The sequence below is a fragment of the Mesorhizobium sp. M0910 genome (assembly GCF_040319465.1).
Taxonomy (GTDB): domain Bacteria; phylum Pseudomonadota; class Alphaproteobacteria; order Rhizobiales; family Rhizobiaceae; genus Mesorhizobium.
Map to the genome: position 1 here is coordinate 445,117 of NZ_JAMYNZ010000006.1, position 19,926 is coordinate 465,042.

Sequence of the window (19,926 nt, forward strand, 5' to 3'; positions counted from 1 at the left end):
TAAATTGCTAGTAAGCATCATGCGGCGGCGCGGCAGAGTTCCTCGGCGCATCACTCCGCAGCTTGCAGACGCCGCCCGTCGATAATGGTCTTGATCTCGGCGCGGCAAGAGCCGCAATTGGTGCCGGCGTGAAGGGCGGCGCCGATTGCCGCGACGCTGGTACAGCCGCCGCGTACCGCTTCCGCGATCTGGTTGGCACCGACCCCGAAACAGGCGCAGACGATGGCACCGCGGTCGACGCTGTTGCCGCCCGGCCGCCCGGCGACAATCGCCAGTCGCGCCTGCCGATCGGCATGGTCAGCACCAAGTTGTTCGACCGCCCAGCCGCGCGACACCGCTACCGGCGTAGGCGCAAGATAGAGCGCGCCGACCAGCCGATTGCCTGCGAAACGGGCGAAGCGATGGTGCCTGCCGGCGATGTCGTGATAGGCGAGCGTCTCGCCTTCCATGCCTAACAGCGCGGCGGCCAACCCGGTCCAGTCGCGGCTGTCCTGCAGCGCAATTTCAAGCCGCCAGCCGGCGGGGCTGCGGGCGAGGCTCCAGTAATCGGCGTCGATCGATGCGGGCCGTTCGGCAAGCACGGCGAAGCCGAAGGCTGTGGCGGCGAACCGCTCAATGCGGGCAGCAACATTCTTCGAGGCCGGTTGGCCTGAAATCGCATCGGTCGTCGGCGCGACCAATGCATCGACGCGCGCGCGGGCGGAGAACTGATCGGTCCAGTGCATCGGTACGAATACAGAGCCTTGGCGTTGACGCACCGTCACCAGGGCGCGGACCAGCACCTCGCCATGGGCAGTCGAGACGCGGACGATCTCGGCATCGCCGATGCCGAAGTGCTGCGCATCCGACGGGTGGATTTCGACGAACGGTTCGGCCATGTGCTGCGACAAGCGCGTGCTCCTGCCGGTCCGCGTCATGGTGTGCCAATGGTCGCGCACGCGCCCGGTGTTGAGCACCAACGGGTAGTCCAGGCTGGTGCGGGTCTGTGCGGCTGGGCGGATGGCAATGAAGCGCGCCTTCCGGTCGGGCGTGTAGAAATTGCCGTTGGCGAAGAAGCGGGTGGTAAGTGAGGCTCGTCTTGCCTGAACCCCCAAGTCTTTTTCACTTTCAGCCTGAGCACCCCCCTCTGGCCTGCCGGCCATCTCCCCCGCAAGGGGGGAGATTGGCAGCTTTGGCGCCGGCTCTCCCCTTGCGGCATTGGAGATTAGCGAAGGCCCTGATGATAGCCGATCTCCCCCCTTGCGGGGGAGATGGCCGGCAGGCCAGAGGGGGGTGGCTTGGCTCGGCGCTGGCCACTGGAATGGCGCCAACTCCTCATAGGTCTCTGCATCCACATCGGCATAAGCGCCGATGTCGAAATCGCGAGCACTATCATTCTCGAATGCCGACAACGCCGCGTGCTCGGCGAAGATGTCGGCCGGCGACACATGCGAAAACGCCTCGCCAAAACCCATCCGCTTGGCCACTTCGGCGATGATCCACCAGTCGGCTCTTGCCTCGCCGGGTGTGGTCAAAAAGGCGCGCTGGCGCGAGATGCGGCGTTCCGAATTGGTGACGGTGCCGTCCTTCTCGCCCCATGCCGCCGCCGGCAGCCGGACATGGGCGTGGCGGACCGTGTCGGTCTCGCCCAGCACGTCCGACACCACGACAAACGGGCAGGCCTTGATCGCCGCTTCGACGGCATCGGCATCCGGCATCGAATCGACGGGGTTGGTCGCCATGATCCACAGCGCCTTGATGCGTCCGTCGGCCACCGCCTCGAACATCTCGACCGCTTTCAGGCCGGGTTTTTCGGCGACGGCTGGCGCGTTCCAGAAGCGCTGCACGCGGTTGCGGTGCTCGGGGTTTTCGATCTCCATGTGGGCGGCCAGCATGTTGGCCATGCCGCCGACCTCACGGCCGCCCATGGCGTTGGGCTGGCCGGTCACCGAGAACGGCCCGGCGCCGGGCTTGCCGATGCGGCCGGTGGCTAGATGGCAGTTGATGATGGCGCTGACCTTGTCGGTGCCCGAAGACGACTGGTTCACGCCCTGGCTGTAGACGGTCACCGTCTTCGCCGTCGCGGCAAACAGACTGTAGAAGCGGCCCAGTTCATCCTCGCCAAGGCCGGTGGCCGCAGCGATGCCGGCCAGGTCGAGCGCCGAGGCGGCGAAAAGCGCTTGCCCGAAGCCGGTGGTGTGTGCCGTGATATAGGTGCGGTCCAACGCGTTGTGCTGGCCGAGATAGGCGAGCAGACCGGCGAACAAAGCGACGTCGCCATCGGGCGCGATCGCCAGATGCATGTCGGCGATGTCTGACGTCATGGTGCGGCGTGGGTCGATCAGCACCACCTTCATCTCGGGCCGCTTTTCCCGGGCCGCGGCGATGCGCTGGTAGAGCACCGGATGGCACCAGGCGAGATTGGAGCCGACCAGCACGATCAGGTCGGCAAGTTCCAGATCCTCGTAATTTCCCGGAACGGTGTCCGAGCCAAAGGCGCGGCGGTGGCCGGCGACGGACGATGCCATGCACAGGCGCGAATTGGTATCGATATTGGCCGAGCCGATGAAACCTTTCATCAGCTTGTTGGCGACGTAATAGTCCTCGGTCAGCAACTGGCCGGAGACGTAGAGGGCGACCGCGTTGGGGCCGTGCTCGGCAATGGTTTGCGAGAAGGTCGAGGCGACGAGGTCGAGCGCTTCGTCCCAGCCGGTGCGGCGACCGTGGATTTCCGGATGAAGCAGCCTGCCTTCGAGATCGGTGGTCTCGGCCAGCGCCGAGCCTTTGGAGCAGAGCCGGCCGAAATTCGCCGGGTGGTCCGGGTCGCCACGAACGGTTATTTCACCGTCCGCGGCGACCTTCGCCAGCACGCCGCAGCCCACCCCGCAATAGGGGCAGGTGGTCCTCACCTCGCGCGCTTCATCAATCTGCATGGTTCACGCCGCGCGGCTGGCCAGCGCTTCCAGCGCAATGAACAGCCGCTCGCCGTCGATCCGCACCGTGATGGTGCGCACCGCGCCCTCGTCGGCGCCAAGCGCCTTGCCTGTCTCCAGCGAGATCACCCAATTGTGCAAGGGACAGGTCACCGCCGTGCCATGGACGATGCCCTGGCTGAGCGGCCCACCTTTGTGCGGGCAATGGTCATCAATGGCAAAGACCTGATCGTCGGCCGTACGAAAGACGGCGATCTTGCCTTCGGGCGTTGCGACGCAGCGCGCACCGCGACGCGGAATGTCAGACAGGGAGCCGATCGATACCCAATTCATGTGGCCATTCCTCCTTTGCGGGTATTCTTGTCCGAAAACCGCATTCCACTTTTCGGGGACACGCGCCTACTCCGCCGCCTGCGCAAAGCCGACCGAAGCCATCGGCCGGAATTCATGCTTGTCCTTGCCGGAAGCACGTTCCGACCACGGGTCGACCTGCGCGAATTTCTGCGAAAAGACGAAGCGGTCGAAATAGGCCCTGCGCTTCTCGCCATCGTCCATGATCTGACGCTTGATCTCGGCGATGCCGATGCGCTTGGCCCATTTGTAGATGCGCTCGAGATAGCGGCCCTGCTCGCGATACATCTGCGTCAGCGCCACGATATGCTCCAGCGCCTCGTCCTCGGTCTTGACCTGGCCAAGCACTTCGGTGCCCTTGATGTCGAGGCCGGCGGCGCCGGCGAAATGGATCTCATAGCCGCTGTCGACGCAGATCACGCCGACATCCTTGCAGGTCGCCTCGGCGCAGTTTCGCGGACAGCCCGACACCGCCATCTTGACCTTGGCCGGCGTCCACGAGCCCCACATGAATTTTTCGATACGGATGCCCAAGCCGGTCGAATCCTGCGTGCCGAAGCGGCACCAGTCGGAGCCGACGCAGGTCTTCACCGTGCGCAGCCCCTTGGCATAGGCGTGGCCGGAGACGAAGCCGGCCTGTCCGAGATCGGCCCATACCGCCGGCAGGTCTTCCTTGCGGATGCCGAGCATGTCGATGCGCTGGCCGCCGGTGACCTTGACCATCGGGATGTCGAACTTGTCGACGACGTCGGCGATGGCGCGCAATTCGGCGGCGTTGGTGACGCCGCCCCACATGCGCGGCACCACAGAATAGGTGCCGTCCTTCTGGATGTTGGCGTGGACGCGCTCGTTGATGAAGCGTGACTGGTAATCGTCGGCGTATTCGTCGGGCCAGTCGCAGACGAGGTAATAATTGAGCGCCGGCCGGCATTTGGCGCAGCCGCAGGAGGTTTTCCACTCCAGCTCCTGCATGACGGCGGGAATGGTCTTCAGGCCCTTGGCCTTGATCAGCCGGCGGACCTCGTCATGGCCAAGCGTGGTGCAGCTGCACATCGGCTGGACCGCCGCGGGGTTGTATTTGTCGCCGATGGTCAGCACCATCAGCCTTTCGACCAATCCGGTGCAGGAACCGCACGAAGCCGACGCCTTGGTGTGTGCGCGCACGTCATCGAGCGAGGTCAGGCCCTTGGCCGTGATCGCGCCGGTGATCTTTCCCTTGCATACGCCGTTGCAACCGCAGATTTCCGCATCATCCGGCAAGGCTGCAACGGCCGCCATAGGGTCCAGGGGGGCGCCTCCCTGGTAGGACTGGCCGAAGATGAGCGTGTCGCGCATCTCGGATATGTCGGTCTGCTTCTTCTTGAGGTCGTTGAACCAGGCGCCGTCCGCCGTCTCGCCATAAAGCACAGTGCCGATGATGCGGTCATCCTTGAGCACCAGGCGCTTGTAGACGCCGGCGGCGGCATCGCGCAGCACGATCTCCTGGCGGTCCTCGCCCTCGGCGAAGTCGCCGAGCGAGAACAGCTCGATGCCGGTGACCTTGAGCTTGGTCGGCGTGTCCATATGGACGAAAGCTGCCGCCTCGTTCCCAGCCAGCTGGCTGGCGGCGACGCGCGCCATCTCATAGAGCGGCGCGACCAGCCCGTAGACCTGGCCGTTGACCTCGGCGCATTCGCCGATTGCGTAGATGTCCGGGTCGTTGCTGCGCATGCCGGCGTCGACGACGATGCCGCGATTGACGGCAATGCCGGCTTCTTTTGCCAGCACCGCGTTCGGCCTGATGCCCACCGCCATGACGACGAGCGTTGCGGGAATGACGGTGCCGTCGGCAAGCTCCACCCGCTCGACCTTGCCGTTGCCGGTGATCGCCTGCGTGTTGGCCTTGGTGATGACCTTGATGCCGCGCTGCTCGACGGCACGCTGCAGGAGATAGCCTGCGGCCGGATCGAGCTGACGCTCCATCAGCGTCGGCATGACGTGCAGCACGGTGACGTCCATGCCTTGCGAGTTCAAGCCCGCTGCCGCCTCGAGCCCAAGCAGGCCGCCCCCAATGACGACAGCCTTGGCCCGCGACTGGGCGGCAAGCATCATGGCCCGGACGTCGTCCAGATCGCGATAGGTGAGCACGCCCGGCAGGTCATGGCCGGGCACCGGAATGATAAACGGCACCGAGCCGGTGGCGATGACGAGTTTGTCATAAGGTTCGGTCACGCCATGATCGGAGGTGACGGTCTTTGCCTGCCGGTCGATGGCGACGATCTTGTGGCCCTTGTAGAGGGTGATGCCGTGCTTGATGTACCAGCCGTCGCCATGGATGATGATCTCCTCATAGGCCTTTTCGCCCGACAGAACCGGCGACAGCATGATGCGGTCGTAGTTCACGCGCGGCTCGGCGTTGAAGATGGTGACCTGGTAGCGCCCAGGCGCCTTTTCCAGGAGATGCTCCAGCATGCGCCCGGGGGCCATGCCGTTGCCGATGATGACGAGTTTCTCGGTCATGTCCTGATCCACTCCGCTCTCACTCAGCCGCGTAGGAAAGGCCTGAAGCTTCGGCAGACGCCGTGCGCTCCATCCGCCGGATGGAAAAATGCATCCAGGCAAAGCAGGTGGCGACGATGACGAAGAGCAGCATGAAGCAGCTGGACCAGACGCCGGTGAGGTCGTTGAGCACGCCGAAGGCGATTGGCAGGATAAAGCCGCCGAGCCCGCCAATCATGCCGACAACGCCGCCGACCGCGCCGACACTCTGCGGATAGTAAGCCGGGATGTGCTTGTAGACGGCGGCCTTGCCAAGGCTCATGAAGAAGCCGAGCACACAGGCCACGGCTATAAAGGCGAGCGGGCCGATCTCGAAATGGAAGGCGATCGGCCCGCTGATACCGCGCACGACGTAGTCTGCCGAGGGGAGAGACAGAACGAGAGTCGCGACGGCACTGACAGCGAAGGTGCAGTAGAGCACGGTGCGGGCGCCGATCCGGTCGGAAAGCACGCCGCCATAGGCGCGGAAAATACTTGCCGGAATTGAATAGGCCGCGCCGATCATGCCGGCGGTCGCAAGCCCGAAGCCGTAGACGCCGATCAGGTAGCGGGGCAGCCACAGCGACAGCGCCACGAATGCACCGAAAGCGAAGAAATAATACAAGGCGAAACGCCAGACCTGCAGGTTCTTGAGCGGCGCGAATTCCTGCAAGAAGCTTCTCGCGGGTGCAGCCTTGCCGTCGCGGCGCTCGCGAATGACCGGATCGTCGCCGGTCGTGAACCAGAAGACGGCGGCCATGACGACAAGTGCTGCCGCCCAGATCAGCGCGACCGACTGCCAGCCCCAGGAGAGAAGCACGAACGGTGCCAGGAACTTGGTGACCGCGGCACCGACATTGCCGACACCGAAAATGCCAAGCGCCGTACCCTGCTTGCCGGCCGGGAAGAAGCGCGAGACATAGGCGACACCGACGGCGAAGGAACCGCCGGCGAGCCCAACGCCTAGCGCAGCGACCAGCATCTGCCCGTAGGTGTGCGCAAAAGCGAGCAGGAAGGTCGCGACCGCCGCCGCAAGCATGGTCGCGGTGTATACCAGCCGACCGCCAAAACGGTCGGTCCAGACACCCAGCACCATGCGCACGAGCGAGCCGGTGAGGATCGGCGTGCCGACGAGCAGGCCGAACTCCGTCTCGTTCAGCCCCAGCTCCTGCTTTATGCGCACGCCGATGATTGAAAAGATCGTCCACACCGCGAAGCAGACGGTGAAGGCGATGGTGGACATCACAAGCGCCTGCCGGGGAGCAGTGTCCTGGCTGCGCGCGGCTGGGAGATTTGCGGTCATTTTCTGGCTCCGGTTTGCGGCGAGGGAGGCACCGCCCTTGGCTGTTCGTTCGCGACTGTCAGCGGCGCAGCATCGGCGAACTGGTTGAAACCGAGCTGTGCACGGTCACTGGAAACCTTTGCCGTCAGTCTTGGCGCCAGCGGGAAAGAGCACGAGCGCGGCGGTGAACAGCACGCTGCTGGCCAGAAAAATGGCGGCGCGTGAATTCCGCGAGGCACGCGCCAGTTCCGATCCGTTTCGTCATCGTCGTCTCCGGTTGGCGCCGCTTGGGACCAGCGCCGTCGATTGCGTCAAAACAAAAAAGCCGCCGGCCAGGTCTTCGCGTCCGGGATTCCGGGAGCGCGTGTGGACCTGAGCGGCAGCTTTGCCTGTGGCGCCCGCCATTGGACGCCGTGTCACTTGGCCCTTGCGGGCCTTACATTTTGGAAAGCAGGAAGCGTGCCAATTCGACAGCGCTCTTAATTATCGAATGAAATCAATATGAACCGCAGCCGCGCGACTTTTGACCAAGCTCGGCAGCGGATCAAAGATTAGTCAAGATGCCTTGCACAGCAGCATAATATTTGTGCAATGCGGTAGATTGCCCATTGCCGATGCAGATTTCCAATGATGATGACGCGTTAGCCCGTTATGGCCTCACTCCGCGGCTTCGACGAAGCGGTGGCGTTCGTAGAGGAATTTCAGCACCGCCTCGCGGCAGCGTAGGAAGGTGCGGTCGGAGGAAAGCTCGATGCGCCGACGCGGCCGGGCCAGCGGCACGGGAAGAACCTCGCCGATGGTGGCCGCCGGCCCGTTGGTCATCATGACGATGCGGTCGGACAATAGCACCGCCTCGTCGACATCGTGAGTGATCATGATCGTCGTCGAGCCGAGCCTCGAATGGATATCCATCACCGCGTCCTGCAGATGCGCACGGGTCAGCGCGTCGAGCGCCCCGAACGGCTCGTCGAGCAAAAGAATCTTCGGCTCCATCGCGAGCGCGCGCGCAATGCCGACGCGCTGCTTCATGCCGCCCGAAATCTCCGCTGGGCGCTTGTCTTTCGCATGCGCCATCTGCACGAGATCGAGATTGCGCATGATCCAGTCATGCCGTTCGGCCCGGCTCTTTTTGCCGCCGAAGACCTTGGATACCGCGAGGTTGATGTTTTCGTACACGGTGAGCCATGGCAGCAGGCTGTGGTTCTGGAACACCACGGCGCGTTCGGGACCGGGGCTGTCGACCTCCTTGTCCTCCAACAGAACCGCGCCGGCCGAGACCTTGGTCAGCCCGGCGATTAGATTGAGCAAGGTCGACTTGCCGCAGCCGGAATGGCCGATGATCGAGACGAATTCGCCCTTGTCGATGGTCAGTCTTATGTCCTTCAGGACGTCGCTGACCTGGCCGCCGCGCATGAAGGATTTATCGATATGGTCGAGTTTCAGATAGGCCGTCATCGTCCCTCTCCTCACTTTGCCGTTGTGCCGCGGGTGACGAAGACGCCGACCGACGCGACCAGGCGGTCGAGGCAAAAGCCGGTGACGCCGATATAGGCGAGTGCGACGATGATGTCGGGCAGCCGCGACGAATTCCAGGCATCCCAGATGAAGAAGCCGATACCGACGCCGCCGGTCAGCATTTCGGCGGCGACGATGGCAAGCCAGGACAGACCGATGCCGATGCGCAAGCCGGTGAAGATGTAAGGTGCCGCGGCCGGCACCATGATTTTCACGAAGAATTCGAGCTGGTTGAGCCTGAGGATGCGGGAGACGTTGCGATAGTCCTCTGGAATGTTGCGGACGCCGACGGCGGTGTTGATGATCACCGGCCAGATCGAGGTGATGAAGATGACGAAGATTGCCGACGGGCTGGAATCGCGGAACGCCGCCAGCGACAGCGGCAGCCAGGCGAGCGGCGGTACCGTGCGCAGAATCTGGAACACCGGATCAAGGCCGCGCATCGCCCAGATCGACTGGCCGACCAGAGCGCCGAGCGCGACGCCGACGACCGCCGCAAGGCCAAAGCCGATGGCGACGCGCTGCAGCGAGATCAGCACCCGCCAGGCGAGCCCAATGTCCTGCGGGCCATTGTTGAAGAACGGATGGGCGATCAGGTCATAGGCCTCGTTCCAGACCTGGCTTGGCGGCGGCAGGCTGGCCGTCGGCGACGAACAGGCGACCTGCCAGACGACGAGCATGAGGGCGACGACGATGACCGGCGGCACCAGCGTGCTGGCCAGCTTGCCTGCGATTGCGGCCGGGTCGAAGCGACGCCGCGCCCTGGCGGTGAAGGCGATGATTTCGGCGGGCTTGGAAGGCGCGGGGAACGGCTTCACCTTGCGGTCCTCGATGGCTTGGATAGACATTTCTCGAATGTTCCTTTGGCATTTGGCGACAAGCGGCGCCGTTGCGCTTGCGGCGACAAACGGCGCGAGCGCCGTTTGCACCGTTCAGGCCGATGCCTTGATCTTCAGGCTGTCGAGATAGGCGGACGGGTTCTCCGGATCGAACACCTTGCCGTCGAAGAAGGTCTCGACGCCGCGCGATGAAGACGCCGGGATATCGGCCGCGGCGACACCAAGATCCTTGGCCGCTTCGCGCCACAGATCCTCGCGATTGACCTGGGCGACCAGCGCCTTGATGTCGGTGGTCGGCGCGAACTTGCCCCAGCGGATGTTTTCGGCGAGGAACCAGCTGTCGTGGCTCTTGAAGGGATAGGACACGCCGCCCTGCCAGAACTTCATGTAGAGATCTGTGCCGTTGGCGACGCGGCCATTGCCGTAGTTGATGTCGCCCTTGAGGCGGCCGATGATGTCGGCGGTCGGCACGTTCATCCATTGCCGCTTGCCGATGATGGCGGCCATCTCGTCCTTGTTTTCCTTGGCTTCGCACCATTGCTGGGCTTCCATGACGGCCATCAGGATCGCCTTGGTGGCGTTCGGATACTTGTCGATGAAGGCGGCGCGCAGGCCGAGCGCCTTTTCCGGATGGCCCTTCCATAGCTCGCCAGTGGTAGCGGCGGTGAAACCGACGCCCTGGTGGACGAGCTGCTCGTTCCACGGCTCGCCGACACAGAACACGTCCATGTTGCCGACCTTCATGTTGGCAACCATCTGCGGCGGCGGCACGACGATGGTCGAGACGTCCTTGTCGGGATCGATGCCGCCGGCGGCCAGCCAGTAGCGCAGCCAAAGGTCGTGCGTGCCGCCCGGGAAGGTCATGGCGGCCTTGACCTCCTTGCCTGCGGCCTGCTTGGCGGCGAAGGCATCCTTCAGCCTGGAGGCGTCGAGGGCGACGCCGGTGGCGGCATATTCCTGGGCAACGGAAATGCCCTGGCAGTCGTAGTTGAGGCGCGCCACGATCGCCATCGGCAGCGGCTGCTTGTTTTGCGTCACCTTGCCGGTGTGCATCAGATAAGGCATCGGCGTCAGGATATGGGCGCCGTCAATGCCGTTGGCTTCGCCGCCGAGCACCAGATTATCGCGCGTCGCCCCCCAGGAAGCCTGCTTGAGCACCTCGACATCGGGCATGCCGAATTTCTCGAACAGGCCTTTCTCCTTGGCGATCATCAACGGTGCTGCATCAGTCAATGCGATGAAGCCGAGCTTGGCGCCTGTGACTTCCGGTACGGCGGTAGCCGCATAGGCGCCGGAGGGCAGCAGCGCACGCGCCGCGGCCAGCGTTGCCGCGGTGGCCGCGCTGATCCTCAGGAAATCGCGGCGGCTGATCGCCGTTTGGGCGGAATGGCTCTTGATGCGTTTCGTCATCGTCATCTCCGGTTGGGCGCGGCTTGGGATCGGCGCCGTCGATTGCGTGTTCGATCAAAACAAAAAAGCCGCCGGCCAGGCCGCGCGCGTCCGTCCATCCGGGATCGCGTGTTGACCTGAGCGGCAGCTTTGCCTGTAGCGCCCGCCATTGGACGCCTATTCCGTGACCCCGAGAAGAGTCTGCCTATTGCAACGCAGGAACCGTGCCAGTTTCGGAATGGATGATAAACATCAATGAGATCAACGGCATGCCAAAATCGTCGGCGCCCCGGCCCGCCGGGCGAGCAAGCCAAAGATTGTTCATTAGCGCAGTTGCACGCACATTTTTTGTGCAGTGCACAAGAATGGCGCGGAAATGATCAGGCTTCAGCGCGCGCCAATTTCTGGCCGGCAATGTAGGCGTCGATCTCGTCGGGATCGAAGATCTGGCCATCGAAGAAACCGTCGGGACCGAGCACCAGGCTTGCCCCCGCCGAACCAACTGGGGTCGCGGCCTTCAGCGCGCCCTCGACCTTGGCATTGGCACCGGGAAGCGCCACGCCAAGCGGCTTCAACGCCGAGCGGTAGAGATCGGGGCGATAGCAGTCGCGGGCAATAGCGAGGTTTTCCGGCGTGTGCGCGACATGCCCCCAGCGCACCATCTGCGTGTAGAACCACAGCGCATGGCTCTTCCACGGGAAGTTCGCCGCCTTGTTGAAGGGCAGAAAGAAGTCGCCGACGCTCAGTTCGGCACCGCCGCCGAGCGCCAGATGCCCGCTGAGGATCGGCATCTGCAGCGCCGGCGCCAGGCCGAGAAAGGCCGGCTGCGCCATCAGGGCCGCGAGTTCGCCACGGTTTGCCGGGTCCTGGCACCAGCGCGCCGCATGATGCAGCGCGCGCAGCAGAGCCGAAAGCGCGTCAGGCTCTCTTTCGGCCCATGCCTTGCGCACGCCGACGACTTTCTCCGGGCTGGTCTTCCAGATGGCCGCCTTGACCGTGGCGATATGGCCGGTGCCGGCGACGACCGCGGCGCTGTTCCAGGGTTCGCCGACGCAGTAACCGTCGATCCTGCCGGCGGCGAGCGCGTCGGCCATGAATGGCGGCGGCACGATGACGATTTCGATTTCACGCGACGGGTCGATGCCGCAGGCGGCGAGCCAGTAGCGCAGTTCGTAGTTGTGCCCGGAGTGCGGATGGACGACGGCGAAGCGCAGCGGATCGCCGCCGCCATTCGCCCGATCACGGATCAGCGCTCGCAACGCCTTACCGGCCCGCGCCGGATCGAGATCGGGCCGGGCGCCGTGCGCGGCCATGCCGGCCCAGACCGCGTTCGAAACCGTCACGCAATTGCCGCCGAGGCCGAGCGAGAACGGCACGACGGTGTCGGAGGCGAGCGGCGTCAGCCCCAGATTGCAGGCGATCGGCATCGGCCCCAGCATATGCGCCAGGTCGAAATGGCCGATGGCGATGCGGTCGCGGATGTTGGCCCAGGACGTTTCCCGGTTGAGCGTCAGGTCGATGCCTTCACGTAGGGCGAAGCCGATTTCCTTCGCCGCGACAAGGATGGCGCTGTCGAAGAGCGGCATGAAGCCAACATTGATCCGGTGCTCGGCCGCCATTCTCAACTCTCCTCGGGATCCAGAAGCCCTGCCGCCGTCACCAGGCTCTGCGCGATTTCGGCGATCTTGCGGTTCTGGTTCATGGCTGTCTTGCGCAGCAGCGTGTAGGCCGCGTCCTCCGACAGGCCGCGCGACTTCATCAGGATGCCCTTGGCGCGATCGATCACCTTGCGGCTCTCCAACTCGCTGCGGGCCTCTTCCAGTTCGCGCGCCATGCGCGAGAAGGCGTTGAAGCGGCTGATCGCCATGTCGAGGATCGGCTTGACCCGCTCCTGGCGCAGGCCGTCGACGACATAGGCCGACACCCCGGCTTCCACCGCTGCCTCGATCGACGCCTGGTCCGAGCGGTCAACGAACATGGCGATCGGCCGCTTCACCACGCGCGAAAGCTGGAACATGTTTTCGAGCATGTCACGGTTGGGATTTTCGAGATCGATGACGATGACGTCGGGTTCGATCTCGGCGATCCGCCGCGCGATGCCGGCGACGTCGTGGATGACCGTGACCTGCTGATGCCCTGCCTCCCGCAGTCCCGCTTCGATTATGGAAGCGCGGATGTGGTTTTCATCGATCACCAGGACAGTGAGGGATTTGCGGATCATGCCGCATTTTGCGCAGGCGAGGCGATTGTGCAATGCGGCATAGCGAGATTCACGGAAACAAAGCCGACGCCGCCTGAGGCACTGGACGCGACGGCCGGCGCGACGGACTTGACGCCGCGGGCACCGGCACCCGCCTGATCGGCACTGGCTGCCTGCAGGTCTTACCAGCGTAGGTGATCGCCTCAGGCGCCAAGATCCCGGCCTTCCCGGCACCGGCCTGACCTATGGCGTGACCAACGCGTGCGCGATTCCGACCTCAGCGAACGAGTTATGACACGCCATTCCAGTGTATGATGGCTTCGCCAAATTGGGTGTGCGCTGCAATAACAGCCCGAGACAGCCGCGCTTGCCGAAGGGGCTGTCGGCTCTGGCGGGATTGGCGTAAGCTACCGACAGAGGATGCACGCATGCATCGCATCATCGCCATAGCGATCGCAGTTCTCGCGGCCGTATTAAGTTCCGCGCGGGCGGAGGTGCTGGTCGGGGTCTCGGCTGCGATGACAGGACGGCTTGCCTGGATCGGCGAGCAGGGACAGCGCGGCGCGGAGATGGCAGTGGCCGACGTCAACACGGCGGGCGGCGTGCTCGGCCAGAAGGTGAGGCTCATCTCGGTCGACGACTTCTGCGATCCCGAGCAAGCTGTGGCGGCCGCCAAGAAGCTGGTGGCTGACGGGGTCGTGCTCGTCGTCGGGCATTATTGCTCCGGGGCCTCGATCCCCGCATCAAAAGTGTACGAGGAGGCGGGCGTCGTTGAGATATCCCCAGGCTCGACCAATCCGCAGCTGACCGAACAGGGACGTGCCAATGTCTTTCGCACCATTGGCCGCGACGACGCGCAAGGTTTCATCGCCGGCAACTACCTTGCCGATCACTGGGGCAACAAGAAGATTGCGATCCTCCACGACAACTCGACCTATGGGAAGGGTCTCGCCGACGAGACCAGGAAGCAGCTGAACAAGCGGGGCGTGACTAAGGCCGTTTACGACGCATACATTCCCGGGAAGGACGACTATTCGGCCGAGGTCGCTGCGTTGCAGACCGCCGGCGTCTCCGCCTTATATGTGGGTGGGTATCATGCCGAGGTTGCGCTGATTGCTCGCGCTGCACACGACAGTGGCTACACGGTTCAGCTCATATCCGGAGATGCTTTGGCGACTGAGGAATTTGCCCTGATCGCCGGCCCCGCGGCGGAGGGGACCCTCTTCACGTTCCCGGCGGACCCGAGGCGAAGCCCCGAAGCGGCCGCGGTCGTTGAGCAGTTCCGTGCGGAGAATTTCGAACCCGCGGGCTACACGCTGTTGAGCTACTGCGCGGTCCAGGTTTGGGCCCAGGCAGTCTCGAAGGCAGGTTCGCTGGAGCCGAAGGCCGTCATTGCGGCACTGCACGAACAGGAATTCGACACTGTCATCGGCCGGGTCGATTTTGACGACAAGGGCGACCTCACGAAGCAGAGCTGGGTTTGGTACGTCTGGCGCGGCGGGGAATACGTGCCGGTTGAATAGGGTTCGCTGATCGCCGGCGTGCCGGCTGAGATGTCTAGTCTAATGCAGACCAGTGTGGCCGGACTGTTCCGACTCGCCGAGATGCTTGAACGCCTCGGCATACGCGGCCGGCTGTTGCTCGCCTTTTTCGGGATCAGCGCCCTTGCGGTGCTGGCAACCGCTGCGGCGCTTTATGCCTTCCTCCAGGTTGGCGACGTCGTCGACCGAATTACCATGGATCGAGTGCCGTCGGCGCTCGCCTCCCTCCAGCTGTCGCGTCAGGCCGAACGGGTCGCTGCTGCCGCGCCATCGGTGCTAGCAGCGACAAGCAGGGCTCAGCACAGCGAGGTGTCGGCTGCCGTCGCGCTCGAGATGTCCCGCCTCGAGGCCCTGCGCACGGACCTCCGGGATGCCACGCTGGGCACAGTGCATTTGGCCGAGATCGAGGAAGCCGCGATTGTTCTCAGGCGCAACCTGAAGGAGCTCGACTCTCTTGTTGTCGCCCGGCTCGACGTGGTCGCCCGCAAGGAGGAGCTCCTGAACCGCCTCGCCGCGACGACGACCGGAGCCCAGCGCCTTGTCGCCACTGGCATCCTAGTAATGGATTCCAGGCTCCCGCAATGGCGGGCGGTCGCGGCCGATACGTCGCTGTCGCCCGATCGACGCGCAGCGGCGATGGCCGAGCTGGTCCAGGCGATTGCGGCCTACATCCCCCAGCAGAAGGCGCAGCTGGAGATCTCGGCGGTCAACGACGCGCTGGTAAAGGTCGCGAACGCGCCGACGCCGGGCGACCTGGCGTTGATCCTTTTTCCGCTACGCCGTTCGCTCACTGCTCTTGAAAAGGTTTCCACGGAGATCGACGAAAAGCTGCGGACCCGCTTCCGGCAGCGTGTCGACGAGTTCAAGGGTTTGACCGACGGCGAGGACAGCATCCGCAAGGCGCGGGAGGACGAGTTTGCTGTCCTGGCACAGGGCGAAAGGCTTCTGGCCGAGAACAATCGACTGTCGCGCAATCTCACCGCTGGCGTCGATCGCCTGGTCGCCATGGCAGACCAGGAGATCGCTGCGTCCGGTCGCGAAGCCGCGCTCGTCCAGCGCTACGGCACCGCGGTTGTGCTCGGCTCCGCCTTCCTCAGCCTCCTGAGTTCGGTTCTGGTTGTCTGGCTCTATGTCGACCGCAGCCTCCTCGCCCGACTGGGGGCCGTGAGCCAAGGCATGCTCGCGATTGCGGGGGGCAACCTTCATGCGCCGCTGCCGGCGGCGGGCAGTGACGAAATCGGGCGCATGGCTCAAGCGCTGAGGCTCTTCCGGGATACTGCTGTCGAGGTCGAGGAAAAGAACCTGCGCGACGTTGCAGAAGCGCGTCAGCGGCTAGTCGATGCCATCGAAAGCATTTCCGAAGGTTTCGCTCTCTATGACAGAGAGGACCGGCTTGTCCTAAGCAACAGCCGCTACCGCGAACTGCTTTACGCTGGCCTGGAGACCGGGCTAACCCCTGGCACAGCATTCGAGGAGATCATTCGCCGATCCGCCGAGCGCGGCTACATCAGGGACGCCGAGGGGCGGGTCGAGGAGTGGGTTGCCGAGCGCCTGTGGCGACACCGCAATCCTGGCGAACCATGGGTGCAGCGGCGAGGCGACGGCCGATGGATCATGATCAGCGAGCGGCGGATCAGCGCCGGCGGCACGGTCGCCGTCTATTCGGACATCACCGAGCTGAAGCAAAGGGAGGAGAACCTCGCCGAGAAGTCCACGGCCCTAGAGGCGCTTTCCAGCAAGCTGGCCAAATACCTGGCGCCGCAAGTGTACAGCTCGATATTCGCCGGCCGCCAAGACGTTAGAATCGCCAGCCAGCGGAAGAAACTGACAATATGCTTCTCCGATATCGCCGGCTTTACCGAGACCACTGACAAAATGGAATCCGAGGATCTCACCCAGCTCCTCAATCACTATCTGACGGAAATGTCGAAAATTGCTTCGGATCACGGCGCGACGATCGACAAATATGTCGGCGACGCGATCCTGATGTTTTTCGGCGACCCTGAGACGCGCGGCGTCAAGGAGGACGCGCTGGCGTGTGTGCAGATGGCTCTCACCATGCAAAAGCGGATGAGCGAACTTGCCGAAATCTGGCGTGACATTGGAATTGAGACACCGCTGCGCTGCCGCATCGGCATCCATACCGACTACTGCACTGTCGGTAACTTCGGCAGCGAGGACCGGATGGATTACACGATAATCGGCGGCGCCGTGAATCTCGCCTCGCGCCTGGAACAGGAGGCGCCACCGGGGACCGTCCTCATTTCCTACGAGACGTTTGCGCAAGTGAAGGACATGATCGACTGTGAGGAGATGGGGCACGTCCAGGTCAAGGGGATCGCCTATCCCGTCGCCACCTACCGCGTCATCGACCTGAAGGCCAATCTAGCCGGCGCTTGTCGCGCCGTTCGAACCGAGCTGCCGCACTTCAGGCTGGAACTTGAACCGGAGCTGATGTCCGCTGACGAGCGTGGCGATGCCGCCACTGCGCTTCGAGACGCGCTGGATCGGCTTTCCCACAAGCACGGGCAGTAGGGCTTGGTTCACAACGACCCTCCCATGGACGCAAGGGGTAGGATGTGGGACGCAGCTTATCGGCGCTGTCGATGCGAAGGCCACAGAACGGTCGCAGTCAGTCTTTGAACTCGGGCGGAACGTCCGCATCGGAGCCGAGACTTAACATTCACAGCATCACTGGCAAGGTCCGGATATGGCGCTTTGCTGATGTTGAGCGACGTCAGTTTTCGCCTAAACCACCCCAATCAAACAGCCACCCTCCCCTGCTCCGCCTCCGCCGCATTCGGATCGCCCGGCGCCGTCGCCCAGGCCAGTTCGACAAGCGTCACCGTCCGCCTTCCGACCCCGTCGAGCTGGCACACGATCAGCCCCTGCTCCTCGATATAGGTCAGCAGGCGCCGGGCGCGGCGTAGCGAGTGCGAGCCATAGGCGCGGGCGATCGCCGCGTCGCTCGGGCAGGGCCAGCCCTCCTTGGCCGCGCGGGCGATCATCATGAACACGCCCTGCATATCCTCGGGCAGCAGCGAGGCGCGCGCCGAGACATCCTGCCAGGCGTCATCGCCTGCCATGTCGGAGCCGAGGCCGGCGCGGGCGCGCGTCAGCATGCGGCGGAACGCTGGCAGATCCGGCACGACCGAGGCGAGGCCCTCTATGCGGCAGCGGACCACGAACTCCTGATAGAGCACGCCGATGACACGGAAGCCCGCGTCGGGTTGCGCCAGCACAGCGCGCAGCACCCGGTCGACACGCTCGCGCCGCTCCGCCAAGTCCTCGGCGCTGATCGGCGGCTCCACCGCTTCGGGGCGGATTTCCAGCGCCGCCGATTTTGCCGCCATCAGTTGATCGAGCAGGTCCGGCGACGACCGGCGCTGCGGCCGGACGGTTTCGGGCGGCGGGGCCGCCAGGATGATCGCGCGGGCATCTTCCAACGCCGATTCCGGCAGCGGCATGAGGCGCGGGGTCGCGTGGCGCGGACTTGTATCGGTCGGGCCGATGCGCAAGCCGAGCGGGCGGCGCGACAGCGCCGGGCCGAGCGCCATGAACTGCCCGCGCTCGAGGTCGCGAAAGGCTTCCGCCTGGCGCCGCTCCATGCCGAGCAGGTCGGCGGCGCGCGCCATGTCGATATCGAGAAAGGTCCGGCCCATGAGGAAATTGGAAGCCTCGGCGGCGACGTTCTTGGCAAGCTTGGCCAGCCGCTGGGTGGCGATGATCCCGGCCAGCCCGCGTTTGCGGCCACGGCACATCAGATTGGTCATGGCGCCGAGAGAGAGCTTGCGCGCCTCGTCCGAAACCTCGCCGGCAACCGCCGGCGCGAACAGCTGCGCCTCGTCCACCACCACCAGCATCGGATACCAGTGGTCGCGGGCGACCTCGAAAAGCCCGCCGAGGAAGGCGGCGGCGCGCCGCATCTGGTTCTCGGCGTCGAGCCCCTCGAGATTAAGCACCGTGGAGACGCGGTGGATGCGCGCCCGCTCGCCGGCGCTCTGCAGGCCGCGCTCGGTATGCTCCTCGGCGTCGATCACCAGATGGCCAAAACGGTCGCCCAGTGTCACGAAGTCGCCTTCGGGGTCGATGATGGTCTGCTGCACCCAGGGCGCACTCTGCTCCAAGAGCCGGCGCAGCAGGTGGGACTTGCCGGAGCCAGAATTGCCCTGCACCAAAAGGCGCGTCGCCAGCAGCTCCTCAAGATCCAGTGCCGCCGGGGCACCTGCGCTCGTGTGGCCCATCTCGATCGCAACCGTCATGTCTTCGACTCTCCTTAAGGAGAGGGCTTACCAATGGGGTGGCAGCCCGTCGAGCGCCCATGGCAGAGCGCTCCGTGTTGCGCACAGGCTGGATGCTGCTCACGATCAAGGATCGTAGAGGATTGGAATGAAACGGGCCGTTTCGATTCGATAAGGAGGCGGTGCGGATGTTTCGCAGCCGTTATCCGGAGATCGAGGTGGATCTCATCGGGATGAATTCGCCATTGCTGGAAAGAGCACTCGCCGCCAGCGAGATCGACCTCGGCGTGCTGCATCCCCGCTCTCGACCCCGGAGCTGATCGTCCATGGCCTGCCCGACGAGCCGCTGGTGCTGGCGCTTCCGGCAACACACCGGCTTGCGGCATGCCTTTTACCCACTGACGTGGCGCCATTCACGAAACGACGAACAACAAAGCTCTCAGAATGACTGTATCGATCACTATTTCTGTCGAACGGAACATCCTGGAAAAACTCTCGTTGGGTATAGATCGCGATCCAGCGATGCAACTCGATGGAGACACTAAGATGATGAAAATTCTCTCTGCATCCCTACTTGCTATCGGCCTGGCCACATCTGCCATGGCACAATCAACCGGTTCGGGAACTGGCGGAACTGGTATGAACGGCAATACCGGCGTCGACACGGGCACCACCGGCAACGGCGGCAACAACGGGACCAGTACCACTTCGCCGAACCAGATCGATCCGAATGCAACGAACGCCACCACGCCGCAGACAAACGGTATGGGGGACCGCTGCAAGGATACGGCAGGCAACGACACCGACAACAACACCCCAAGCGGCGCCATGACGTCGGATATGCAGAACTGCAACAAGTAACGGAGTTTTGCTCAGCGGTCGTTTCAGCCCGCTGCCTGGTCCAGACCGGGCACGGGCTCACCATTTTAGATGGACGGCGAGCCGAGGTCGGCTAGCCATACATTTTGTCTCAGCTAGGTCGGCGACAGATGGCGGCCAGCCCGGGACCGGCGGCCGTTCTGCTGATTTTCGCGGATGAGCGGCCCGAGACATAGGTGACGATTTGTACCGGACACATAGGTAACACTTTTCGGTTTTTGCCGGGAGGTGTTGATGCCGTGGAGAGAGTGTTCGGTGAT

16 protein-coding genes are annotated in these 19,926 nt (G+C 64.0%); 6 read left to right on the plus strand and 10 right to left on the minus strand.

Annotation, left to right across the window (positions count from 1 at the left end; genetic code table 11):
- Positions 1–50: 50 nt before the first annotated feature.
- The 4 genes from NKH78_RS18125 to NKH78_RS18140 all read right to left on the minus strand — a co-directional run bounded on the left by NKH78_RS18125 (position 51) and on the right by NKH78_RS18140 (position 7,083).
- A complete protein-coding gene (locus tag NKH78_RS18125; protein WP_352738609.1) occupies positions 51–2,912 on the minus strand; it encodes a nitrate reductase in 2,862 nt (953 codons plus the stop codon).
- Positions 2,913–2,915: 3 nt separating this feature from the next.
- Positions 2,916–3,245 carry a nitrite reductase small subunit NirD gene (nirD, locus tag NKH78_RS18130; protein ID WP_352738607.1) on the minus strand — a complete coding sequence of 110 codons (330 nt, stop codon included), beginning with the start codon at positions 3,243–3,245 and terminating at the stop codon, positions 2,916–2,918.
- 66 nt (positions 3,246–3,311) lie between these two features.
- Positions 3,312–5,762 (minus strand): nitrite reductase large subunit NirB, encoded by a 2,451-nt coding sequence (nirB, locus tag NKH78_RS18135; RefSeq protein ID WP_352738605.1) that lies wholly within the window; start codon positions 5,760–5,762, stop codon positions 3,312–3,314.
- Between the two features lie 19 nt (positions 5,763–5,781).
- The gene (locus tag NKH78_RS18140) at positions 5,782–7,083 is read right to left on the minus strand and encodes an MFS transporter (RefSeq protein ID WP_352738603.1); all 1,302 of its coding nucleotides are present in this window, start codon (positions 7,081–7,083) and stop codon (positions 5,782–5,784) included.
- A 163-nt stretch (positions 7,084–7,246) separates the two neighbouring features.
- Here NKH78_RS18140 and NKH78_RS18145 point away from each other — a divergent pair, with 163 nt between their 5' ends.
- Positions 7,247–7,438 carry a hypothetical protein gene (locus NKH78_RS18145; RefSeq protein WP_352506991.1) on the plus strand — a complete coding sequence of 64 codons (192 nt, stop codon included), beginning with the start codon at positions 7,247–7,249 and terminating at the stop codon, positions 7,436–7,438.
- Positions 7,439–7,719: 281 nt separating this feature from the next.
- Here NKH78_RS18145 and NKH78_RS18150 read toward each other — a convergent pair whose 3' ends face one another.
- The 3 genes from NKH78_RS18150 to NKH78_RS18160 all read right to left on the minus strand — a co-directional run bounded on the left by NKH78_RS18150 (position 7,720) and on the right by NKH78_RS18160 (position 10,826).
- Positions 7,720–8,517 (minus strand): ABC transporter ATP-binding protein, encoded by a 798-nt coding sequence (locus NKH78_RS18150; RefSeq protein WP_352479817.1) that lies wholly within the window; start codon positions 8,515–8,517, stop codon positions 7,720–7,722.
- A gap of 11 nt (positions 8,518–8,528) precedes the next feature.
- Complete coding sequence (gene ntrB / locus NKH78_RS18155; protein WP_352506992.1) at positions 8,529–9,425, minus strand: nitrate ABC transporter permease; 897 nt, start codon at positions 9,423–9,425, stop codon at positions 8,529–8,531.
- 84 nt (positions 9,426–9,509) lie between these two features.
- Positions 9,510–10,826 (minus strand): CmpA/NrtA family ABC transporter substrate-binding protein, encoded by a 1,317-nt coding sequence (locus NKH78_RS18160; RefSeq protein WP_352506993.1) that lies wholly within the window; start codon positions 10,824–10,826, stop codon positions 9,510–9,512.
- Between NKH78_RS18160 and NKH78_RS18165 the strand changes: the two genes are divergently transcribed.
- Entirely contained in the window at positions 10,813–10,941 is a 129-nt protein-coding gene (locus NKH78_RS18165) for a hypothetical protein (protein WP_280952097.1), read from the plus strand. The genes NKH78_RS18160 and NKH78_RS18165 overlap by 14 nt on opposite strands.
- A 244-nt stretch (positions 10,942–11,185) precedes the next feature.
- Here NKH78_RS18165 and NKH78_RS18170 read toward each other — a convergent pair whose 3' ends face one another.
- Positions 11,186–12,424, minus strand: a complete 1,239-nt coding sequence (locus NKH78_RS18170) for a CmpA/NrtA family ABC transporter substrate-binding protein (protein ID WP_352506994.1) — start codon at positions 12,422–12,424, stop codon at positions 11,186–11,188.
- Between the two features lie 2 nt (positions 12,425–12,426).
- Positions 12,427–13,026 (minus strand): ANTAR domain-containing response regulator, encoded by a 600-nt coding sequence (locus tag NKH78_RS18175; protein ID WP_023676288.1) that lies wholly within the window; start codon positions 13,024–13,026, stop codon positions 12,427–12,429.
- A gap of 407 nt (positions 13,027–13,433) precedes the next feature.
- Here NKH78_RS18175 and NKH78_RS18180 point away from each other — a divergent pair, with 407 nt between their 5' ends.
- Positions 13,434–14,528, plus strand: coding sequence for a branched-chain amino acid ABC transporter substrate-binding protein (locus tag NKH78_RS18180; RefSeq protein WP_352649805.1), 1,095 nt, complete (start codon positions 13,434–13,436; stop codon positions 14,526–14,528).
- A gap of 81 nt (positions 14,529–14,609) precedes the next feature.
- A complete protein-coding gene (locus NKH78_RS18185; RefSeq protein ID WP_352738684.1) occupies positions 14,610–17,081 on the plus strand; it encodes a PAS-domain containing protein in 2,472 nt (823 codons plus the stop codon).
- A 227-nt stretch (positions 17,082–17,308) separates the two neighbouring features.
- Here the strand turns inward: NKH78_RS18185 and NKH78_RS18190 are convergent, their stop codons facing one another.
- Positions 17,309–18,808, minus strand: a complete 1,500-nt coding sequence (locus tag NKH78_RS18190) for a helicase HerA domain-containing protein (protein WP_352738601.1) — start codon at positions 18,806–18,808, stop codon at positions 17,309–17,311.
- A gap of 167 nt (positions 18,809–18,975) precedes the next feature.
- On the opposite strand from NKH78_RS18190, the gene NKH78_RS18195 reads away from it, so the two are divergent.
- Positions 18,976–19,107, plus strand: a complete 132-nt coding sequence (locus tag NKH78_RS18195) for a type 2 periplasmic-binding domain-containing protein (RefSeq protein ID WP_352649808.1) — start codon at positions 18,976–18,978, stop codon at positions 19,105–19,107.
- 124 nt (positions 19,108–19,231) lie between these two features.
- Positions 19,232–19,648: a hypothetical protein gene (locus tag NKH78_RS18200; RefSeq protein WP_352883400.1), complete on the plus strand. Its 417-nt coding sequence runs from the start codon at positions 19,232–19,234 to the stop codon at positions 19,646–19,648.
- The last annotated feature ends 278 nt before the right edge of the window (positions 19,649–19,926 follow it).

Coding starts and splice junctions, on each gene's coding strand:
- NKH78_RS18125 (WP_352738609.1), bottom strand. CDS start 2,912: ATGCAGATTGATGAAGCGCGCGAGGTGAGGACCACCTGCCCCTATTGC.
- nirD (WP_352738607.1), bottom strand. CDS start 3,245: ATGAATTGGGTATCGATCGGCTCCCTGTCTGACATTCCGCGTCGCGGT.
- nirB (WP_352738605.1), bottom strand. CDS start 5,762: ATGACCGAGAAACTCGTCATCATCGGCAACGGCATGGCCCCCGGGCGC.
- NKH78_RS18140 (WP_352738603.1), bottom strand. CDS start 7,083: ATGACCGCAAATCTCCCAGCCGCGCGCAGCCAGGACACTGCTCCCCGG.
- NKH78_RS18150 (WP_352479817.1), bottom strand. CDS start 8,517: ATGACGGCCTATCTGAAACTCGACCATATCGATAAATCCTTCATGCGC.
- ntrB (WP_352506992.1), bottom strand. CDS start 9,425: ATGTCTATCCAAGCCATCGAGGACCGCAAGGTGAAGCCGTTCCCCGCG.
- NKH78_RS18165 (WP_280952097.1), top strand. CDS start 10,813: ATGCGTTTCGTCATCGTCATCTCCGGTTGGGCGCGGCTTGGGATCGGC.
- NKH78_RS18160 (WP_352506993.1), bottom strand. CDS start 10,826: ATGACGAAACGCATCAAGAGCCATTCCGCCCAAACGGCGATCAGCCGC.
- NKH78_RS18170 (WP_352506994.1), bottom strand. CDS start 12,424: ATGGCGGCCGAGCACCGGATCAATGTTGGCTTCATGCCGCTCTTCGAC.
- NKH78_RS18175 (WP_023676288.1), bottom strand. CDS start 13,026: ATGATCCGCAAATCCCTCACTGTCCTGGTGATCGATGAAAACCACATC.
- NKH78_RS18180 (WP_352649805.1), top strand. CDS start 13,434: ATGCATCGCATCATCGCCATAGCGATCGCAGTTCTCGCGGCCGTATTA.
- NKH78_RS18185 (WP_352738684.1), top strand. CDS start 14,610: ATGCTTGAACGCCTCGGCATACGCGGCCGGCTGTTGCTCGCCTTTTTC.
- NKH78_RS18190 (WP_352738601.1), bottom strand. CDS start 18,808: ATGACGGTTGCGATCGAGATGGGCCACACGAGCGCAGGTGCCCCGGCG.
- NKH78_RS18195 (WP_352649808.1), top strand. CDS start 18,976: ATGTTTCGCAGCCGTTATCCGGAGATCGAGGTGGATCTCATCGGGATG.
- NKH78_RS18200 (WP_352883400.1), top strand. CDS start 19,232: ATGACTGTATCGATCACTATTTCTGTCGAACGGAACATCCTGGAAAAA.